12 protein-coding genes are annotated in these 23,316 nt (G+C 30.0%); 7 read left to right on the forward strand and 5 right to left on the reverse strand.

Going from position 1 to position 23,316, the window contains the following annotated elements; genetic code table 11:
- The first annotated feature begins 23 nt into the window (after window positions 1-23).
- The 5 genes from ACJJVY_RS10455 to ACJJVY_RS10475 all read left to right on the forward strand — a co-directional run bounded on the left by ACJJVY_RS10455 (window position 24) and on the right by ACJJVY_RS10475 (window position 9,172).
- Window positions 24-3,521, forward strand: coding sequence for a hypothetical protein (locus ACJJVY_RS10455; RefSeq protein WP_405607949.1), 3,498 nt, complete (start codon window positions 24-26; stop codon window positions 3,519-3,521).
- A gap of 33 nt (window positions 3,522-3,554) precedes the next feature.
- Window positions 3,555-5,030 carry a sulfatase-like hydrolase/transferase gene (locus tag ACJJVY_RS10460; RefSeq protein WP_405607952.1) on the forward strand — a complete coding sequence of 492 codons (1,476 nt, stop codon included), beginning with the start codon at window positions 3,555-3,557 and terminating at the stop codon, window positions 5,028-5,030.
- 247 nt (window positions 5,031-5,277) lie between these two features.
- Window positions 5,278-6,726 (forward strand): glycoside hydrolase family 30 protein, encoded by a 1,449-nt coding sequence (locus tag ACJJVY_RS10465; RefSeq protein WP_405607955.1) that lies wholly within the window; start codon window positions 5,278-5,280, stop codon window positions 6,724-6,726.
- Between the two features lie 64 nt (window positions 6,727-6,790).
- Window positions 6,791-8,425 carry a GH39 family glycosyl hydrolase gene (locus ACJJVY_RS10470; protein ID WP_405607958.1) on the forward strand — a complete coding sequence of 545 codons (1,635 nt, stop codon included), beginning with the start codon at window positions 6,791-6,793 and terminating at the stop codon, window positions 8,423-8,425.
- Window positions 8,426-9,172 (forward strand): DUF6250 domain-containing protein, encoded by a 747-nt coding sequence (locus ACJJVY_RS10475; RefSeq protein ID WP_405607961.1) that lies wholly within the window; start codon window positions 8,426-8,428, stop codon window positions 9,170-9,172.
- A 225-nt stretch (window positions 9,173-9,397) separates the two neighbouring features.
- Here the strand turns inward: ACJJVY_RS10475 and ACJJVY_RS10480 are convergent, their stop codons facing one another.
- The 5 genes from ACJJVY_RS10480 to ACJJVY_RS10500 form a co-directional block, all read right to left on the reverse strand.
- Window positions 9,398-13,600, reverse strand: coding sequence for a two-component regulator propeller domain-containing protein (locus ACJJVY_RS10480; RefSeq protein WP_405607964.1), 4,203 nt, complete (start codon window positions 13,598-13,600; stop codon window positions 9,398-9,400).
- A gap of 316 nt (window positions 13,601-13,916) precedes the next feature.
- A complete protein-coding gene (locus tag ACJJVY_RS10485; protein WP_405607967.1) occupies window positions 13,917-15,071 on the reverse strand; it encodes a DUF4861 family protein in 1,155 nt (384 codons plus the stop codon).
- Window positions 15,071-15,865 (reverse strand): gluconate 5-dehydrogenase, encoded by a 795-nt coding sequence (locus tag ACJJVY_RS10490; protein WP_405607970.1) that lies wholly within the window; start codon window positions 15,863-15,865, stop codon window positions 15,071-15,073. The genes ACJJVY_RS10485 and ACJJVY_RS10490 overlap by 1 nt, the downstream gene beginning before the upstream one ends.
- 5 nt (window positions 15,866-15,870) lie before the next feature.
- Window positions 15,871-16,710, reverse strand: coding sequence for a 5-dehydro-4-deoxy-D-glucuronate isomerase (kduI, locus tag ACJJVY_RS10495; protein WP_405607973.1), 840 nt, complete (start codon window positions 16,708-16,710; stop codon window positions 15,871-15,873).
- Between the two features lie 342 nt (window positions 16,711-17,052).
- A complete protein-coding gene (locus tag ACJJVY_RS10500) occupies window positions 17,053-17,868 on the reverse strand; it encodes a glycerophosphodiester phosphodiesterase (protein ID WP_405607976.1) in 816 nt (271 codons plus the stop codon).
- 342 nt (window positions 17,869-18,210) lie between these two features.
- Here ACJJVY_RS10500 and ACJJVY_RS10505 point away from each other — a divergent pair, with 342 nt between their 5' ends.
- Complete coding sequence (locus tag ACJJVY_RS10505) at window positions 18,211-21,570, forward strand: SusC/RagA family TonB-linked outer membrane protein (RefSeq protein ID WP_405607979.1); 3,360 nt, start codon at window positions 18,211-18,213, stop codon at window positions 21,568-21,570.
- Window positions 21,571-21,592: 22 nt separating this feature from the next.
- Entirely contained in the window at window positions 21,593-23,275 is a 1,683-nt protein-coding gene (locus ACJJVY_RS10510) for a SusD/RagB family nutrient-binding outer membrane lipoprotein (protein ID WP_405607982.1), read from the forward strand.
- Window positions 23,276-23,316 lie beyond the last annotated feature (41 nt).

Here is a 23,316-nt window from a genome sequence, read left to right on the forward strand (position 1 = left end):
TTAGACAATACTAATTTAATAAAATGAAAAAAATATACATCATAGCCTTGTTATTTGTAAATTTTACGCAAGCTCAATTAAAATTACCAATAGGTAAAAATGATTTTTCTGATTGGAAAGGAATATCAAAAATTAAGAAAAATGTAGCAACAATTAAAACAGGAAAAACAATTTCATATCAGTATGTTAATCAAAATAGAGAATATCCTGGATTGATGCGAGATTATTTTGGTGATGCTGCAGATTGGAGTGAATTTGCTGGAGTCTCTTTTGATATTTATTTAGAAAAAGAAGCAGTAGCCGAATTGATTTTTACTTTAAAAGTAGATAAATTAGATATTAACGAATTGAATGCAGTAAGTACCGCAAAACTAAAAATAGTTGGTAAAGGTTGGCAATCTGTGTATATTCCTTGGCAACTTTTAGATGTTAATATTGGTCAGAAAATGGCAACATTACAAGCAATTAAAGATGTTGAAATCACAATAAATTCCAAAGAAAATAAAACGTTTCAAATTCAAAATATTTATTTAACAAAAGGCGAGTATGTTTCTTTGGTGTCAAAAATACAAGGGAAATCAGCCAAAGCAGGAAGTACAGTTTTTTATGATTTAGAAGTAGGAAATACAACAAACAAAAAGCAAGGTATTCAATTGATTTCAGAAAATGAAGGTTGGGAATCTATGCAAACGACAATAGTACCAAAATCGTTTAGTTTAAAACCTGGAGAGATTAAAACTTGTAAAGTAGAGGTCTTTATTCCAAAATATTTACCCAAAGGGATAAGAGAAACTCAAGTTATAAAAGCAATTTCTAACGGAAAAGGATCGGCAACAAAAACATTAAAATTTATAACAGCAGTAGCAATACCAACGCCAAATATTGTATTTACAACAGACAAATGGCAAGAAGTAAAAGATAAGATTACAAACTACGATTGGGCTAAAGAAGGTTTAGCAGATTATGAAAGAATGGCTACAAATTGGAAAGTTCCTGAGGGTAAAATGTTTTCTAAAGAAAATCAACGTCAACCTATTTTTCATAAAGGAATAGGAGATGATGTTTATAATTGTGCAATTGCTTATCAATTAACAAAAAAAGAAGCATATGTTAAAAAATGTCTAGCCATGTTTAGACGGTTGGTTAATTTAGAAAACGGGTATCCCGTAACTTTAAGAGGTGGTGGAGATTCGTTTGTAGCCGAAGGCGGTTTTTTTCAGGGCGTAGCAAGAGCGTACGATTTAATTAGAGATAGTGAGTTGGTTACACCAGAAGATCATCAATTAATAGCAACTACTTTTAGAATTTTTATAGAACGTACTATTAAAGGAAATACACGTGGCGGAATTAGTAATTGGAATGTTGCCGAATTAACAGGTGCTTTGTATTGTGCTTTAAACTTACAAGATTGGGATTTAATAGATTCGTTATTAAATTCACCTTCTGGTATTTATCAACAAATGACACATGGTATTATGAGTGATGGTTGGTGGTACGAATGCGCTGTAGGTTATAATTTATGGGTTGCAAGTGAGTTTTCTGAAATTGCAATTGCGCTAAAACCTTGGGGAATTAACTTGGCTGATCGTCAGTTTTCAATAGGTACAACAGCTCATTTTTCTTTAAATCCGAGTAGAAGAACTGCAGGGTTACACGGTATGGATTTTAAAAAATGGGGAACTCTTAAAAAAAATAATATAGGCATAAAAGACATGTGGGATGCTGTGATTCCTTTCTTAGATTATCGTAGTGTTTTGCCAGCTGTTAACGATGCAAAAGAAGATTTAGTTACTGGTAAACCTTACGAGTTGGCGTATTATTTATATAGAGATCCGGAATATGCAGCAGTTATCAATAGAGGAGAAAAACGAGATTTATTGTATGGTGTTCCAGATTTACCCGCAGTAACTTCAGAAAAAATGAAAGCTTCAGCTTTTGCAGATAATATTGGTTTGGTACAATTAAGAACTCAAACTAAAGACAGACCACAAAGAGAGCAAATTCAGGCAGCTTTACATTACGGATCTCATGGTGGACATCATGGACATTTTGATAGAATGAATTTTATAAGTATGATGCGCTACGGGCGTAGTTTCTATAATCCAGAAATGTTTTGGTATGGTTATTCAACGTATTTATACAAGTTTTTGGTACAAACATCTATCAATAAAAACATGGTAGTTGTAGACCAGAAAATGCAAGAACCTAAAGAAAGTTTTCGAACTTTTTATTTTAATGGAAAAATGATGCAAGCGACTGCTGTGGAAACGATATCGCGTTGGAGTTATCCGCCCTATGGGGGAATGACTTATGAAAGTCAGAAAAACAAAAGTTTTGCAGATAAAGTATGGAAAGATAGTAGAAGTATAGAAATTCCAGAAAATGCGCCAGAATACGGAACGGTTACCGATTTTACAGAACCAATTAAACAACGTCGTTTAATGATTATGATGGACGATTATGTGGTTTTGGTAGATTATTTAAAAGCAGATAAACAACATACTTTTGATTGGTTGATGCAAATAAAAGGATTTAAAGAAGTTGCCGTTGATAAAAAGAGATTTTTACGTCATGATAACCAAATGAATACAGATCCTTTAGGAAGTGCACAATTTATTACGGATGTAAATTGGTATGAAACCACAGGAACTTCTAGAACCAGTTTTGAAATGTGTTGGGGAGAGGATTGTGATAATGAAGGAGCAAGAATGCCTTTTAGTGAAGAAGGACCTTTAAAAATTGATGTTTTTAATGCTTGGCCTAAAGAGAACGAAATTATGATTGGTACAGCGCCAGAAAGTTTTGGTGTCAATAAAAAAGTTTGGTACAATGTTAAAGCCGATGATAAAACGATTGAAAAAGATAGTACAGGAGCTTGGATTTTAGGAAGTAAATTAATTGACAAAAATATAGAAGGTATTAAAAAATTAGTTTTAACCACAAAAACAGAATCGAGAGCTAGAAATAATACGATTTTCTGGGGAAATGCAAGCGTAGTTCTTAAAAACGGAAAAGAAGTTTATGTGTCTTCATTACCAATAACTTATAATAATATTTTAAAACCAAAAACAAAAGGGTTAGATTATTATAACGGACCTATCAAAATTGCAGGAGAACCGATGGATCAATCAACTCCAGGAATGCCCGCAAATAAAAATGAAGCAGGAAGTATTACAGTAGATTTATCAGGATTGGAAGTAGTCCGGTTTAAGGCAAAAATTGGTGGGGATTTTCCTTTAGGAAATGAAACACAACGTAGAAAAACCATGGCTGTAAGACAAGAAGGAGATGCTGCTCGTTATTTATCTGTGATAGAACCTTTCGAAAATAAATCTTTTATTAAGAAAGTTACAGCTAAAAATGAAAATGAATTAACGGTTGAGTTGATTGATGGTAGAGTTCAAGAAATTACAATTTCAGAATTAGAAAAAGACAGCAGAAAAATTAAAGTTGTTGTAAAAGAATATCTAAAAGGAAAGTTGATAAGAGAAGAAGAAAGCTTTAATAAAGTTTTAAATTAAAAAACATAAAATAAATTGATTAATATGATACTTATGAATAAACATCACAAACTATTTTTGGTTGTAATAACCATATTATTTTTTTTAGGATGTAAAAAATCAGAAACAAAATCAAAAGAAAAAAAACGTCCAAATTTTTTGTTTGTTTTGGTGGATGATCAATCTCCTTTCGATTTAAAAACTTATGATCCTAATTCAATATTAGAAACACCTAACATAGATAAACTAGCAGAAGGCGGACTTGTTTTTGATCAAGCAAGAAATATGGGTTCTATGAATGGAGCAGTTTGTACACCATCTAGACATATGATTATGTCTGGTAGAACTGTTTGGAATTTACCAAAAAGTGCAATAGATCAGAAAAATAATGACTATAATGAAATAGAAGATTTTACAATGGGTGCTGTGTTTAATGATGCTGGTTACAATACAATGCGTACTTGTAAAAAAGGAAATTCGTACCCAAATGCCAACAAACAATTTACCGTTGTACACGATGCTACAAAAAGAGGTGGAACAGAAGAAAGCGGAAGCGCATGGCATTCTAAACAAGTTTTAAGTTACTTATCAGAAAGAGAAACAAATAAAGAAGAAGATCCTTTTTTAATTTACTTCGGATTTTCTCATCCGCATGATAAAAGAGATGGAACACCAGAATTATTAGAAAAATACGGTGCTGTAAATCATAGAGATAAAAATAATGTTCCTGCTTTAAATGAAAAGCAACCACAATTACAAGATAATTATTTAGAAGAACATCCATTTTTTCATGGACATCCAGAACTTAGAGATGAAGAGCGTGTAAGTGGTGTTTGGAAAAATAGAGATGAAAATACGGTACGAAATGAATTAGGACGTGAATATGCTTGTTCAGAAAATATCGACATACAAATAGGTAAAGTATTAGATAAATTAGAAGCAATGGGAGAGTTAGATAATACTTATATTATTTATACATCAGACCATGGAATGTCTATTGGTAGACATGGTTTAATGGGAAAACAGAACTTATATGAACATACTTGGCGAGTTCCATTTATTATAAAAGGACCAGGAATTGAAGCCGGTAAAAGAGTAAAAGGGAATATTTATCTTTTAGATGTTTTACCAACTTTATGTGATTTAGCGGGTATAAAAATACCAGAAACTGTAGAAGGAAAAAGTTTTACATCTGTAATAAAAGGAGAAAAAGAAGAAGTAAGAGATGTAATGTATGGAGTTTATGCTGGTGGAACAAAACCAGGAATGAGAACCGTTAAAAAAGGCGATTGGAAATTGATAAAGTACGATGTAATGGACGGAGCGGTTAGAGAAACTCAATTGTTCAATTTAGCAAAAAATCCGAATGAATATTTGCCAGAACACCATAAAGAAGGAGAAATGGAAACAGATTTAGCAGAGAACCCAAAGTATGCAGAAAAATTAGCAGAAATGGAAGCGTTGTTATTAGCAGAAATGAAAGCCCATAATGATCCTTATCGTTTATGGAATCAGCCAGCTGAAAAATAAATTTCATTAATCATATATGAAGAAGCTCTGTTAATTTGTTTTAATGGGGCTTTTTTTATGTCAATTATTTGCTGTTTTTATATTCAATTCAAATTATAGTAAAATTATTATTTCTTAGCTGTTAGTAATATTGATTCTGTTGTATTTAAAGGGGATTAGGGTAATAATTTATTCAATTTGAATTATGTTTTATATATAGACCTTTTATAAAAATTTAATTTTATAGAAATTAATAAAAAAGCTCATAATGATTGAAAATGGTTTTTATAGACAAAGTTTAAAATTGATAGTCTTATCCGTTTTAATGTCTGTATTTGGCAAAACTTATTCACAAAAAGTAGATTTAACGTACACAATATCTTCTAAGCGTTGGGTAAAAGCAAAAAAGTTTTTACAAAAAGACAATGTAGCTACACCAGATATTACTATTTATACAGATAGCTTATTACAAAAAGTAGATGGTGTTGGTGGCGCTTTTAACGAATTAGGTTGGGATGCTTTAAGTGCATTATCTAAAGAAGAATCTAAGCAAGTTTTTAAAGATTTGTTTTCAAAAGAAGGGGCTAATTTTTCTATGTGTAGAATTCCACTAGGTGCTTCGGATTATGCGTTAAGTTATTATTCTAGTAACGATGTTCCTGAAGATTTTGAAATGCGAGATTTTAACATTGATAGAGATAAATATATTTTAATTCCGTATTTAAAAGAAGCATTAAAAGTAAATCCAGATTTACAAATATGGGCCTCACCTTGGTCTCCGCCAGCATGGATGAAAGTAAATGAGCATTATGCGATGAGAAGTGGCAATTTTGAAAATGCTAAAGAAGGTAATAAAATGAATTCTGGTGCTGAAATTAATAATAATGCAACAGCATTTAAAATGCAAGAAAGATACTTAAAAGCGTATGCGTTGTATTTTTCAAAATTTGTGAAATCGTATGAAGAAGCTGGAGTTCCTTTATTTGCAATTATGCCTCAAAACGAAGTAGCTTATCAGCCTAATTGGCCAAGTTGTACTTGGAGACCAGAAGATATGGCTTATTTTATTAATGATTTTTTAGGACCTCAATTTAAAAGTGATCAATTAAATACAGAAATTTGGTTGGGAACTGTAAATTCTAGTGATCCTAATTATGTAAAAACAATTTTAGAATATAAATCTACAGCATCGTATATTTCAGGAGCAGGGTTTCAGTGGGGAGGCGCAAAAGCAATTCCAAATGTACATCAAAATTTTCCAGATTTAAAGTTGATGCAAACAGAAAATAAATGTGGAGAACACGAAAACGATTGGACTTCTGTAGAGAGATCTTGGAAAGATATTGTTCATTATTTTAGTAATGGTTCAGGTTCTTATATGTATTGGAATATGGTACTTGATGAAACCGGAAAAAGTGCTTGGGGATGGCCTCAAAACTCGATGGTAATTGTTGATAAGGCTTCAAAAAAAGTTACTTATACAGATGAGTTTTATTTATTTAAACACTTATCTCATTTTGTACAACCAGGAGATCATTTTTTAAAATCATCAAAAGGAAAAAATCATATAGCATTTCAGTTAAAAGATGGGCGAGTAGTGGTATTAGTATATAATTCTAAAGAAGCTAAAGATACTTTAAATTTAAAAATAGGTAGTAAAAGTGTTTCGGTAAGTGTAGAAGCAAAATCAATAAATACAATTGTTTTTACAGAATAATAAATCTAATTAAAATAGCTTTTCTAGACTGCTAAAATAATAATTATTAAAAATAAATATAAAAATGAATTTAGTAAAAAAAATAATTTACGGATTAATCTTCGGTTGTGTTTTAAGCTTAAATGCACAAAATAATATAAAAATTGATGTTCAAAAAGATGGAGAAGTTTTTGACCATTATTGGAGTAAAATGGTAGGTGCTGGTAGAGCGAACGAAGGTTTAAGAGCTGGATGGTTAGAACAATTAGAACAAGTACAAGAAAATATAGGATTCGAATATGTGCGTTTTCATGGATTATTTCATGATGACATGTTTCCTGTTGTTATGGAAAAAGGAAAACCGGTTTATAATTGGCAATATATAGATGATTTATTTGACAGAATGTTAGACTTAAAAGTAAAACCTTTTGTAGAATTGGCATTTTTACCAACAAGTATGGCAGCCAAAGATTCTAAAACTGTTTTTTGGTGGAAAGCAAATATTACACCAGATGAAGATTCATTTGAAAAGTTTCATGATTTGGTAAAAGCATTTACACAACACTGTGTAGATCGTTACGGAATTGAAGAAGTTTTAACATGGTATTTTGAAGTTTGGAACGAACCTAACTTGTATAAATTATTTTGGGATGGAACAAAATCTCAATATTTCGAACTGTATAAACAATCAGTAACTGCAGTTAGATCTGTAGATAATAGACTTAAAGTAGGTGGTCCATCAACAAGTAATTTTGTGCCAGATACTCGTTTTGATGGAGAAGTAATAGATGATGAAGCTTCTGAAGCTGTTTTTGCAGCAAAAGATATTAATACGTTAGATTGGCATGGAGTATGGATTGAAGATTTTTTAAAATATTGTAAAAAAGAAAATTTACCAGTAGATTTTATTAGCTGTCACCCTTATCCAACCGATTATGCTTTTAACCCAGAAACAGGAAAAGGAAAAGGATTAACAAGACATGTACAATCTGTAAAAGAAGATTTAGAATGGATTAATAAAACGGTGAAAGAAAGCGATTTTCCTGATATAGAAATACACCTTACCGAGTGGCATACAAGTCCGAGTAGTAGAGATGATATGCACGATAGACTTCCTGCAGCAGCTTATATTGTAAAATCTAACTTAGATTGTATAGGTTTAACGAATTCATTAGCTTTATGGACTTTTACTGATATTTTTGAAGAAAAAGGAGGAGCAGCAAGTATTTTTCATGGAGGTTTTGGTATGATAAATTTTCAGGGTTTGGTAAAACCATCTTATCATGCATACAGAATGTTACATCAACTGGGAGATCAAAAATTATATAAAGATGATTATTTGTTTGTAAGTAAAAAATCTTCTGATGGAAACATCGTTGCTTTAGCATATAATTATCCAGAAGAATATGAAAATGCGGTACCTTCAGGAACTAATAAAAGAGAAACAGGAACCAATAAAGACTTAAATTTTTCATTAAAAGGATTAGAAGCTGGAACAATGTTTAAAATTGAAATTTTAGATAAAGATCATGGAAATATCCATAATTATTGGGAAGCAATGGGCAAACCAGAACCACCAACAAGAGAAGAAATTAAAGTGATGAAAGAGTATGCTAATACAATGAAAACTTCATATGTAAAAGCAGATAAAAAAGGAGTGTTAACTATAGATCACCAAATTACACCTTGGAGTTTGGTGTTGATTCAACAAGTAAATTAAATGATAAAATATAATGTAAAAGGAAGAAGAGTATTGCTTTTAACATCCCTTATTTTAGGGATGTTAGTTGCATGCTCTAGTAGTAATAATACAGTAATTGTAAAAGGAGAGAAGTTGCAAAAACAACTCATTTTCGAAGAAAATTTTAATAATGGTTTGGCAAATTGGCAAGTAGAACAAATGCCAAAAGGAACTGTAGAAGTTAATAATAGCAAATTAGAAATTGATGATGTTTCTGGTTGTACAGTTTGGTTAAAAGAGAAATTTTCTGGCTCTATACAGATAGAATATGATGTATTTTTAATTCAGGATGGAGGACCAAATGATCGTGTTTCTGATTTGAATTGTTTTTGGATGGCTTCTGATCCTATGAGCGTAGATAATTTGTTTGAAAATTCAGATAAAAGAGGAGGGAAGTTTTCTAATTACGACAGTCTTAAATTATACTATATGGGTGTTGGTGGTAATGATAACGGAACCACAAGATTTAGAAGATATGTTGGTAATGGAGAAAGACCATTATTGCCAGAGCACGATTTAAAAGCAGATGAGTTTATGTTAGAAGGTAATAAAGAATATCATATTAAAATTGTTGTGCACAATGGAACAATTCAATATTATAGAAATGATGTTTTGTTTGCAGATTTTAAAGATACAAATCCATACACATCTGGTTATTTTGGCTTTAGAACTGTAAAAAACCATATGACAGCAGATAATTTTAAAGTATATAAATTGTCTAATTAAAATGATTTTATAAAGTTTAAAAGCTAAACTTTAAACTGAAATTGATATAAAAAAGTTAGTTGAATTTAATTTCAACTAACTTTTTTTTTGTTAAAACAGGTAAATAATCACGGTGATGAACTCAATTTTTTCTATATATTTATTTCATTTTGTGATTAATATTAATAACAAAATTGTATTTTAAAGCTGTTTATACTACAATAAAAAAACATTGGATATTTTCCCTTATTCTTCTTTCTCTATGTCTGTTTTATCGTCTTTTTCCATATATTGAGTAGGAGTTTGATTAAATAACTCTTTAAACGTTTTACTAAAATACGCTGTAGAATTAAATCCGCACATGTGCGTAACTTCTTTAATAGAATATTGCTTTTGTAATAACAATTCCGAAGCATGTCTTAACCTTATAGAACGGATGTATCCACTAGGATTTAAATTGGTTAAAGCATTAATTTTTCTATAAAATTGAGATTTACCAATACCAATTTCTTTTAATAAATTGTCTTGTTTAAAGTCGATATCACTAATGTTTTCTAAAATTACTTTAGTAACCTTATCAAGAAAAACTTCATCTATATTAGAAGTGGTTACTTCATTAGTTAAAATTGCACCACCAATTTTAGAAAAACGATCTCTTAATCTCTTTTTAGTTTCTAATAAATTATTTACTCTAGCTTTTAATAAACTTGTTACAAAAGGTTTAGAAATATAACCATCTGCACCATTATCATAACCGTTTATTTTGTCTTCATCTAAAGTTCTAGCAGTTAAAAGTAATACAGGAATATGACAAGTTTCAAAGTCTGTTTTTATCAATCTACACATTTCAAAACCATCCATTTTAGGCATCATAACATCACTAATTACGATATCTGGATAGTATTTTTTTGTCATTTTTAAACCAGTTGCTCCATTAGGCGCTTCTTTAACTATATAAGAATCTTTTAAGTCGTTTGTTAAGTGTCTTCTTAATTCTATGTTGTCTTCAACAATTAAAACAGTTGGTAATTTTTTATCACCCGAAGATTTATTTTCTTCAGAATCTTCGTTTTTTAAAGAATCGTTTGATATAAACATGTCATACTCAACCGCTTTCATGGAATTGATTAAAAACTCGTTTTTAATATTCTCTACCTTTTCTGCTTTTGCTTTGATGTTTAAAGGTAAACGTACTATAAACTTACTTCCTTTCTTTTGTTCACTTTCAATAAAAATTTCTCCACCACATAACTCTACCAAACCTCTAGTAAAATTAAGCCCGATACCAGTACCAGCTTTTGTAATATCTAAATTATAAAAACGAGAAAATACATTTTTAATCTGATGTTTATTTAATCCGACACCTGTATCTTCTACAATTATTTCTACATAATCTGTTAGTTGTTCTTTCTTGAAAAATGAAAATTTAGATTTTGGTTTGGTTTCTTTTATTTTATCGATTGATACTGTAATTCGTCCATCATTATTGGTGAATTTTATAGCGTTAGAAATTAAGTTAGTGATAATTTTTTCTACTTTATCAAAATCAAATAAGGTATTTATTGCGTTAAGAGATGTTTTAAATTCGTATTGAATTTCTTTCTTTGCAGCTAAATCTTTAAAAAGGCAAAAAATCTCTCTACTAAAGGATACAATATCTCCTTTTTCATACTGTAAAGGTGCCATACCTACATCCATTTTTCTATAATCTAATAATTGATTTACTAAATGCAGTAGCCTTCTAGCAGACCTTTGAATTGTTATTGCAGAGTTTTTTATGTTACCAGAATCTGAATGATAACTAGACAATATTTTATCTACAGGATTTAATATTAAAGTTAAAGGTGTTCTAAACTCATGAGAAACATTAACAAAAAACTTTAGTTTCATTTGGTCTAATTCATGCTCTTGAGATTCTTTTACTTTACGAGTGTAGTAATGTAATACTACCCAAAAGAATAAAGAACCCACCAAAAAATATAATAAATATGCCCACCAGGTTTGCCAGAGAGGAGGTAAGATTTTAATATTAATTTTAGTAGTTTCAGAATTATCCCATTGGCCATCAATAGAAGATTTTACTTCAAAAGTATAGCTACCTGCTTGTAAATTAGAATGGTTAACAACTCTGTTATTACCTATGTTTATAAACTCATTATCAATACCATCCATTTTATAAGCATACTGTATTTGCTCTGGATTTTCGAAGTATAATGATAAGAATTCAAACGAAATATAGTTTTCGTTGTAATGCAATTCTAGCTCTTTGGTATCTGAAATAGTTTTCTTTAAAAGTACTCGTTGATTGATAGAATCGCCTACGGTAACTAATTTATTATTTAATTTAAAAGCCGTTATTTTTGGTTGAAGAGTAACCGGTTCTGGCGTATTTATATCATTAGGGTTAAAGATGTTAAAACCGTTTATTCCACCGATAATTATTCGTCCGTCTTTGGTTTTTTCTATTGATTTACTTTGAAACTCTGGACCTTGTAAACCATCATGAATATTAAAGTTTTTAAACTGCTGGGTTTCAGAATCTAAAAAAGACAAGCCACCTTTGGTTGTAATCCAAAAATTATAATTATCATCTTCTACAATACCCACTACAAGATTATTAGGTAATCCGTTTTGAGAAGTGTACGATTTAGTCTGTTTTAAATTAGTATCAAATTGGTGAACTCCACTATCGGTTCCTATCCAAATATTACCACTATGATCTTCTGTTATATAATTAATTCCGTTATTTTCTACACCATTTCCTTTCAGCTCTGTAAATTCAATTTGTTCAGGAGCAAACTCTTCTAATGTATTTAAATCAACAAAATTTACGCCTAAAAAGGTACCAATAAGCAATCTGTTTTTAGAATCTATAAATACACATAATATGTTATTACTGGTTAAATTATTCTTTTTACCATAGTTATTTTTATAGTTCTTAAAATTTTTTGTTTTTGGGTTGTACATGCTTAAACCTTCTGTTCTTAAGCCCAACCATATTCTGTTTTTAGAGTCTTCAACACCTGCCCAAACAGAATTTTGACCAATTGTTAAAGAATCATTATTGTCGTGTAAAAATTGTTTGATTTCATTACTTTCAGGATTGAACCTGTTTAAGCCACCATCTAAAGTACAAATCCAAATATAACCATCATGACTCTCAAAAGTATAAAGTATTTTATTTGAACTTAAAGAGTTCTTATTTTTAATATTATGAATGTTTCTTTTAAATTGATTATTTTTTTCATCAAATAGGTTTAAACCACCATCATAAGAACTAATCCAAATTCTTTCTTTATGATCTTGTAAAACAGATTGTATTGTTTTTGCACTCAACCCGTTTTCATTACCTTGTTGATAATAATAGTGGCCAAAAGAGTATTTTGTTAGATCTAATTTACTAACACCTTTATCGTAACTACCAATCCAATAAATACCATTTTTATCTTGAAAAACTTTAGAAGGTTTATCATTTGGAAGTGAAAAAGGATCTGAAATATTATTTTTAAAATGCTTTTCTATATTTATCTCTCCTTCTTTTTTATTTAATAAAAATAATCCATGTCCTTCTGTAGGAACCCAAAAAAAGCCATCTTTATCTTGAAAAAAACTAAATATAGGAACATGGTTTTCTGCTAAAGAAATATGACTAAATCGATTTCTTTCTCTATTCCATAAAATTAAATTGTTTAAATCGTTACCTATCAAAAAATCGCCATCTGCATCTATAATTACTCTTTTAGGAATATGATTTAATTCGTATGGACTTTTATGATCAATATAAATACGATTGAAGTTGTCTTTTAAGGGATTGTATTGATTTAAATGTTGTCCGTTTGTTCCAATCCAAATAGTATTGTCTGTATCCATCAAGATAACATTAACACCATTATTATCAATAGAATTTAAATTGGATTGATCATTAATATAATAAGAAAAATGAAAGTTTTTAGTATTTACATTGTCATCTCCTAATGCAATTTTTATAGCTCCGTTATTGGTTGCAACCCAAATTATATTGTTGATACTATCGTACAGTAAATCGTTAATGTTTTTTTGAGAACTATTTGATAATGATAATTGTTTATAAAGATTTATTTGAGAAAATTTATTAGTTCGTTTGTTAAAAAAGTTTAAACCATTTGTAGTACCTACCCAAATATTACCTTCGTTATCTTCTTGAATTGCATTGATTCTATTATTACTGATAGATTCTGGATTTCCTAAGACAGATCTAAAAATTTCAAATTCATAACCATTATATTTATTTAATCCATCGATGGTACCAAACCACATAAAACCTTCTTTGTCTTGAAATATTTCTACACAAGTACTACTAGAAAGTCCGTCTATAGTATCAATATTTTGAAACTTTAAATTATTAAATTGCCCAATTGTTATATTAGAAGTTAAACATAAAAGGAAGAATATGTAATGCCTTAAATTCATTTTAATTATTAATCTAGGTAAGTATTTTCGTTTTGTTTTTTATCAATAATAACTATCTTTTTTGATAGTTTAGTAGAAGACTATATTACAAATAATATTCTGTAATTTCTCTTTTTTTAATTGATAATTTATCATTTTTACATAGAAATCGGTTAATATAGTTGTTATTGTGTTTATTAGATATTTAGGTTAATAAATCAATGTTATTTCTTGTAAAAAATTAAATTCCGCTTAAGAGTTATTTATAAAAAAGTATTCTTTTTATAGAAGCTCTTTTTAGATAATTCTTAAGCGGAATATGTAGGTAAATAAAAGTTTATAAAACTTTTAAAGGGTTATTTATTTTTTTAGAAAAATCTTTTAAATAATTTTCCCATTCTTTTTGTGTTGTAAACTGATTACTTTTTTTCCATCCAAAACCAGCATAATAAATAACTTTACCGTCAATAACTCTTAAGTTAGCAAAGTAATTACTTTGATCTACTTTAGAAGTAACATATTTTTCTGAATCGATAAAATAAGCATCCGTAGTTACCATACCTTGTCCTAATTCAGAATCATCAAAAGGTTCCCAATAACTTATCCAATTGTTGTTGGTAGAAGTTTTACCATCTTGTTTATGTAGTGTTAATCCTACAGAAATAGTATCTGTACCATCAAGCTCAATCTCGTAACGAGTTAAATTTTGACCGTAATCTAAAGAAATATATTTTGTTTCTGATATTTCTTTTCCATTAGCATCCCAATTTACATAAGTTAATATAAAGCTAGTTCTAACTGGGCCCGTTGTAATAGTTTTGTAAGAAGTAAAGTTTTTAGAAAAGTAAAAAGAAGTATCTACTTTTGCCGCAATACCACCAACACCTCTACTAGAACCTACATGAAAATTATCTAAACCTTCACCAGAATCTTTATGATAAGCGCCAATATCTAACGTGTTTTTTTTGTACCATTTATTAATAATAGGATAATCTACTCTTTTTAACCAAGCATCTATTCCGCTAGAAAGTGTACCCCCAGGTATAGAGTCTTCAACCATTTTTTGCGCAACAGGACCATAAGTTCTAAAGGCAACTCTATTGTTTTCCCAAGCATAATCATCTGTTCTCTCTGGTACAAAACGAGAATAACAATAAACAGGTACTGAGTCTTTTGTTGTTTCTTTGCTGGTTAAAAGATATTTTTTAGATGAGTTTGCTTTTATTTTAGGCTGAAAAATGATGATATCATTCTTACCATCTAAATTATTATCTATAACCTGAGAAATTATTTCTTCATTTGTGTTCTCATCAAGAATTACAAAAGATGATTTTTCATCTAATTGATAAGTAGAAATATCAACTTCTACAGTTTCAAATTCTCTATCGACATTTAAATTATTTTTAATTTCGATATTAGAAAAAGGTTCAGTTTTTTTATCACAAGAGATAAAAAAAGAAAGTGTTAAAGAAAGAAAGATTATTTTTTTCATTATTCTTCGTTTGAGGGTTTACCTATTGTCGCTAAAATTCCACCATCAACATATAAAATATGTCCGTTAACAAAATCACTTGCTTTTGATGATAAAAAGATGGCAGCACCAGCTAAATCATTAGGGTCTCCCCATTTTTTAGCAGGAGTTCTATTTACAATAAAATCGTTAAAAGGATGTCCATCAACTCTAATAGGAGCAGTTTGAGAAGTCGCAAAATAACCAGGACCAATACCATTTATTTGAATATTAAAACGAGCCCATTCCGTAGCCATATTTTTAGTAAGCATTACCAAACCACCTTTAGCAGCGGCATAAGCACCTACAGTATTTCTGCCCAACTCGCTCATCATAGAACAAATATTAATGATTTTACCTTCTTTTCTTTCCATCATTCCACGAACAACGTGTTTAGAAACTATAAAAGGACTTACTAAATCAATATCTACTACTTGCTTAAAATCTGCAACCTCCATGTCAACCAAAGGAGTTCTTTTAATAATTCCGGCATTATTTACCAAAATATCAATTGTACCAACTTCTGTTTCTATCTTTTTTATAGCCTCAATTACTTGAGGTTCATCTGCTACATTAAATTTATAACCATAAGCAGTAATACCTTCTTTTTGATAAACTTTTATAGCAGTATCAATTTTTTCTTGTGATGAATTTCCGTTTACAATAATTGTAGCTCCGGCTTTACCTAAACCCATTGCCATTGCCATACCTAAACCGTGTGTAGAACCGGTAACTAAAGCAATTTTATCTTGTATATTAAATAGTGTTTGCGACATGTTTTTTATCTTAAATCTGTTATTTTAGCAACATCCATATCATTGTAATCTAAATTTTCTCCGCACATTCCCCAAATAAATGTATAATTTGAAGTTCCTGATCCCGAGTGAATAGACCAAGGAGGAGAAATTACAGCTTGATGATTATTCATCCAAATATGACGTGTTTCTTGTGGTTGTCCCATAAAATGACAAACTGCTTGGTCTTGTGGAATGTCTAAATAATAATAAATTTCCATTCTTCTATCATGCACATGTGCTGGCATTGTATTCCAAACCGAACCTGTTTTTAATTCTGTCATTCCCATTTGCAACTGGCATGTAGTTACAATTCCGCCAATTATCATTTGGTTTACTGTTCTATGATTTGCTGTTTCTAAACTTCCTAATTCTACTTTATTTGCTGCTTCTTTTGTAACATGTTTTGTAGGATATGCTGTGTGAGCAGGAGAAGAATTTATATAAAATTTAGAAGGATCTGTAATACTATTACTTTTAAAAATAACTTCTTTAGCACCTTTACCAATATATAATGCGTCTTTATGATTCATTTCAAAATCTTCACCATCAACAGAAATTACTCCGCTTGCACCAGCATTTATTACACCCATTTCTCTTCTTTCTAAAAAGAAATCTGCTTTTAAAGGATCTATAGTTTCTAATGTTAAAGGTTCTATAGGTACAACTCCACCAACTATATAACGATCATAATGTGTGTAGGTAAATTTTATTTTACCAGGTTCCATTAAATCCGGAATTAAAAACTCATCTCTAAGCTCTTTAGTATCATATTTTTTTACTGCTTTAGGGCTAGATGCATAACGTGTAGTATAGCTTGTTTTCATAATTAAAATTATAATTGTTATTTATATAATGTTGAAATTAAAAATAATTTTTTCTGTACTTTAAAGTGTAAAACTAAAAAAACAGTATAACTATTATATATAATTTATAACCCATTTGTATAATTTATAACCCATTTCTCCTTGTTTTAAAGGGAGAAAGGCTATAACAGAGTTTTATATAAATTTAATTGATTTACATACATAAAGGATGCTCAAATTCAATTTATATTACAAGTATTTTAAACAAACAAAATAATTGAGTGGTTATATTTTAAAAATTAAGGCTTCTTGGAAATTTTAAATAAGGTTCTATAATGGATAATAAAGTTAACATACTATTTATTATTTTATTTCTGAAAAAGCATTTAACATTTCAGCTAAATTATCAGTTAAAATAAAATCGACTCCTGCATCTAACAATTCTTTTACTTGCTCTATCTTTTCTGAATGAAAATAGTTAACAAGAATACTATTCATTTTTAATTTTTTTAAATCACTCAATAGGTAGTCATTATTTCTGCTACTTTTTATTTGTAGAAAAGCAAATTTTTTATTGATAGTTTTATTAATATAATCAGTACGGGAAGTTAAACGTTCCATATTACAAATTTTTATATTCGAGTTTATACTTAATACACCTTTAGTAGCTCTTTTTCCACAAGCAATTACGGATTGAAGAATTTTATCTTCTTCAATTATCATTTTTGCTGTTTCTACACCTACTTTTTTAGTACCTTTTAGATGAATATTAAGCCAAATGTTTTTTGGCATTATTTTTAGAACCTCTTTTAAAGTTGGTACTTTTTCGTTAATAAATTTTTTAGATTTCCATGCACCAGCATCTAATTTTCTAATTTCATTTAATGTTAATTCAGATACTTTACCAGATCCATTAGTTGTTCTATCAACTGTATCGTCATGTATAATAACAAGTTTATTGTCTTTTGTTAATTGTACATCAAATTCAATCATTTGAGCACCTAAACGAATCGCCTCTTTAAAAGCTACAATTGTATTTTCTGGATGTGTTTTATTAGCACCTCTATGAGCACAAATACCTTTTTCAGGTAGTTGACCTAATTGAGCAAAAATTGATAGATGACAAAATAATAATATAGAAAACAAAACATGCTTATTAAATAGTTTATCACTTTTCATTTTTTATGTTTTTTGATGAAATTACCTTTCTTGTTGTTCATACAAATTAAATAGAATAAAGAATAAAAGCTTTATTAAATCTTATACATTTCTTGTAGAATTTAACCTCTTTTTTTATGAGAAAGAACTCATTATATCACATAGTTTAAAATAATTATTTTAAGTATTTTTTAAGCCTAACATTCTGTTAACCTTGTGAATACTTTAAAATAACAAAGTGAAAAAAAGAGTTAAAATTTGATATATAACTAACAAAATACATTAAGTTTTAACAAGAATTTTAGAATAGGTTTGTCCGAAAATAACATAACAAACCAAATATTTTATTAATTCATTCACAGTATGAAAAAAAGAAACTTAAAGTTTTTTACTTTCTTTTTAGTATGTCTGTTATCGGCAAATATTTATGCTCAACAGCAAATAAAAGGAGTAATTAGTGACACTAACGGAATATTCCTACCAGGAGTATCAGTTATTTTAAAGGGGACAACCAAAGGAGTAACTTCCGATTTTGATGGTAATTATATGATTACTGTTCCAGATAGTAATTCTATACTAGTGTTTTCATATTTAGGTATGCAAACACAAGAAATTGTAGTTGGTAGTAAAACGACAATTAATGTTAATTTGGCAGAATCTTCAGAATCATTAGATGGTATTGTAGTAACTGCATTAGGTATTTCTAGAGAGAAAAAGTCATTGGGTTATTCAGTTAGTGAAGTAGCTGGAGAGGAATTAACAACAGTTACGCAAGAAAATGCATTAAATGCATTAAATGGTAGAGTTGCAGGTGTTCAAATTAACTCAACTGGTGGAGCAGGTTCTACAGTAAGTGTAATTTTAAGAGGTGCATCTTCTTTAACTACAGATAATCAACCATTATATGTAATTGATGGCGTGCCACTTAGTAGTTCTCTTACCAATGTTGGTGGTATTGGTGGTGGTGTAGAAGTAGATTATGGTGGTGGTATTAGTGATGTTAATCCAGATGATATTGCTAGTGTATCGGTTTTAAAAGGACCAAGTGCCGCAGCTTTATATGGAGCAAGAGGTGGTAATGGGGTTATTTTAATTACTACAAAATCAGGCAAAAGAAGTAAAGGTTTAGGTATTTCTTTTAGTTCTAGTAATGTATATGAAATTCCGTATAAATTTTTAGAGAAATCAACACTTTTTGCAAACGGAAGTAGACCAAATTCTGAAACTACACAAATAGATGAAACTTCATCAGGTTGGATTGGGCCAGAATTAGATAAAGGGTTAAGTGCTATTCAATGGCCATACACAGCAGAAGAAATTGCGACTGGTGTAGGTATTGCAAAGCCACTTACATCTAGAGGAGCAAATAATGCAAAAAATTTCTTTGAGAATGCATTTACTTCAACAAATACCATTGCTATAGAAAATAGTACAGACAGAATGAATTATCGTATGTCTTATACCAATATGCAGCATGAAGGTTTTATACCAAATTCAGATTTATATAGACATAACTTTGGTATTAACAGTAGTTTTAATGTAAATGATAAACTTAAAATTAATTCAAGTTTAAAATATACCATTTCTGGTGCAGATAATCGTCCTTCTACAACAGACAGAGGTGCTAATCCTTTACAAGCAATTTATGATATAAATCCTCATATTGATATTCGTGACATGAGAGATTATTGGTTGGTAGAAGGTGTTAGCCAAAATGCACCATATAATTTTGGAGATGATCCTTCTGAGTTTGAATTTAATAACCCTTATTTTCTAGCTTACGAAATAAATAATGGTTTTGAGAGAAAAAGACTAATGGGTAATATTCAAGCAGATTATCAATTTACAGACAAACTTTCTTTAATGGTTCGTTTTGCATATAATGATAGTCATGAGGTAAGAGAAACTAAAATATCTAGTGGTTTTAATGAAGAACCAAATGGAGCTTATGGAATTTCTAATATAAATGGTACAGAAACCAATGTAGATTTTTTACTTACCTATAAAGATAAAATAAATGATAGTTTCGATTATAGTATATCTGGTGGTGGTAACTCTAGGGATTTAAATAATAACTCTTCATCTGCACAAACTAAAAACGGAGGTTCTGGTTTAGTAGTACCAAACTTATTTACGCTGTCTAACATAGCATCAGATAATATTAGTTATGGTAGTTCTACCTCAAGAAAACGTGTAAATAGTTTGTATGCTTTAGGTAATATTAGTTATAAAAATACTGTATTTGTAGATGCAAGTATTAGAAACGATTGGTCTAGTACTTTACCAGAAAATAATAATAGCTTTTTATATCCATCGGTTTCATCAAGTATTTTATTAGATAAAATATTTGATATGAGTAATGATGTTTCTCTATTTAAATTACGTGTAGGTTGGGCTCAAGCAGGTAATGATACAAGCGCTTACAATTTATATTCTGTTTTAAGTAATACAGGAGATTGGGGAGCAGCATCTCAATTAGCTGTAAGTTCTGCTTTAAAGAATGATGATATTAAGCCAGAACTGAATACATCTACAGAATATGGAATTGATTTATCGTTATTTAAGAATAGAGTTACAATGGATTTTACTTATTATGAATCTAATAACAAAAACCAAATATTTCAAAAATCGTTACCAGTATCTTCTGGTGCTACAAGTAAACTTTTTAATGCGGGTAATTTAAATAGTAAAGGATTTGAAGCAAGTTTAGGAGGTGTTTTAGTTGAAAATGACGATTTGAAATGGAATATGAATTTAACCTTTACAACTAATAAAACTATTATTACAGAATTAGCACCTGGTACAGACTATGTTGCTTTTTGGTCTGAAGCAAGAAATGGAGCTTATACTTGGGTAGGTGAAGAAGTTGGTCAGTTAGTAGATAGAGCTTTGGTTCGTGTAGAGGATGAAAATTCGGAATATTATGGATGGCCATTATTAGATGATGAAGGTTGGGATAATAGTAACAATACGGTTTCTGATTCAGACGGAAATAGAGTTGCACCAGTTACAGGTAATTATAATCCAGATTTTAAAATGGGATTACAAACATCTATAACTTATAAAAATTGGAATTTATCTATGAACTTTGATTGGAGAAAAGGAGGACAGTTTGTTTCTCAAACCCATCGTTATTCAGAATCAGATTTACAAACTACAAGATGGTTAGATAAAGTTTATGACTTAAGCGATGTTGATGATATACCAGCATACCTAAGAGAAAATGCAGATATATTTTTATCACCAAATGGAGAGTTTTTTCCATTAATTGGTGGACCAACAGCAGAATATGGTGGTTTTCCTTACGATGGTTTAAATGATGGTGTGTTTTTACCAGGAGTTATGGGGTATTATGATGATAATGGAAACTTTGTAGCTACTCAAGAAAATCTTGGAGGAGAAGGTACACAATACCAACCTTATGGAGATAATTATCCTTGGAGTTATTCTAGAGCAGCAACTTTTGATGCAGATTATTTAAAACTTAGACAAATTTCTTTAGGTTATACATTCCCTAGAGAAATTGCAGAAAAAATGGGTATGAGCAAATTATCACTTTCTGTATTTAGTCGAAATATTATTTTATGGACCAAAGCAGGTATCAATATAGATCCAGAAAGTGCTTTTCAAAGCTCAGGATCAGGAATGGCACAAGGTGTAGAGCGTTATAATATTCAACCATGGGCAATTCCTGTAGGTTTTAAACTAAACGCAAGTTTTTAAATTAAAATAAAAAATTAAGAAGATGAAATTCATAAAAAATATAGCCATCTTATTGCTTACTACTTTATTTGTAGTTTCTTGCGATAGTAATTTGGTAGAAATAAATGAAAATCCAAATGGTATTGAGCCTAATTTGGCAGATCCTAATTTATTAATGAGTACTGTTATGACAGGCTTAGCAACAAGTACAACTTCTAGAGGTTATGCCGGAGATACAGGAAATGCATCTCAATACACACAAAAAGATTCTTGGGCAGATAACAGATATGATTGGGATGAAGGTTCTATTTGGTCTACCAACTATAATTTGTTAAGAACAAATAAAGTAGCTAATGAGCAAGCTGTAGAATTAGGGTTAGATTTTCATGAAGGAGTAACGTTGATATTAAAATCTATGCTATTTGGTAATTTAACCGATTATTATGGAGATATCCCTTATACTGATGCATTAAATGGAAATACATTAGAAGGAGAAAAACCAACTTATGATAATCAAGAAACTATTTACAAAGCAATTATTGCAGATTTAGAAACTGCTTCGGGTCTTTTAAGCGGAACTAGTTTTGATAATGTAGATGCAGATCAAGATGTATTTTATGCAGGAGATGCTACTAAATGGCAAAAATTAGCCAATTCTTTAGCTTTACGCTACTACATGCGTTTATCAGAAAAACTACCAACTTACGCCCAAGAGGGAGTAACAAAAACACTTGCAAAACCATTAATAAGTAGTATTGATGATGAGTTTGCACTTGATTATATAGGAGGTATCTCAAGTCAATCATGGCCAAATACAGGTCAATTTGGTTCAGCTTCAGAGTTTTATAGAGTAAAACCATGCACTACCATAACAGATAAATTAAAAGATTTAAATGATCCTAGAATTGCTGTTTGGTTTGCTCCTGTAGAAACTCCCACTAAAGTTGTTCCTGCAGATGAGGTTCCTGGAGGAGGTGATCTTGCAGAACAAGATGGTGTACGTTATATTAACGAGGAAACGTTAGATGCAAATGGTTATGCTATATACTCTTTAGATACTTATGCAGCAGATATAGAAGCGGGTAAAACGCTTATTGATACCAGTAGTGTTTATGTAGGCTTACCAGTTGCGGTAAGTAATGCAGATCCTTATACTTATAACCTAAATACAGAAGGTTCTAGAGGAGGTACAAATAGCTATGTATCTAGAATGAATGAAGTTTTTAACCAAAAAGAAGATGGAGGTAATTTATTAAAAGCTAGATTGTTTTCTTACGCAGAAATATCATTCTTAAAAGCAGAAGCAGCTGTAAGAGGTTGGGGGGCTAATGCAGAAGCTAATTATTTAGAAGGAATTAAAGCTTCTTTTGATACTTGGGGATTGAGTGGTGATTATGTTGTTTATATTACAGGTTCTGAAGTAGTTTTTGATGGTAGTTTAGAAATAATTATGCAACAAAAATGGATTGCTAATATGTTTAATGGAGATGAAGCTTATTTAGATTGGAGAAGAACAGGTTTTCCTAATTTAAAATCAGGTCCGTTGGCAAGAGAAGAAGTAATGCCACTAAGGTTTATATACCCAAGTGATGAAATTAATAATAATAGTGAAAATAATGCTGTTGGAGCAGCTTCATTAGAAGAAACTGAATATAGTAGTACAGATTCTAATGACAGCCCGTATGCTAAAATGTGGCTTTTACAAGGAGTAAATACACCTTGGTAGTAAAGTAAGAAGCAAATAAAAATTGCCTGAGGAAACTCAGG

The organism is Polaribacter sp. Asnod1-A03, from assembly GCF_045063585.1.
Classification (GTDB): Bacteria; Bacteroidota; Bacteroidia; order Flavobacteriales; family Flavobacteriaceae; genus Polaribacter.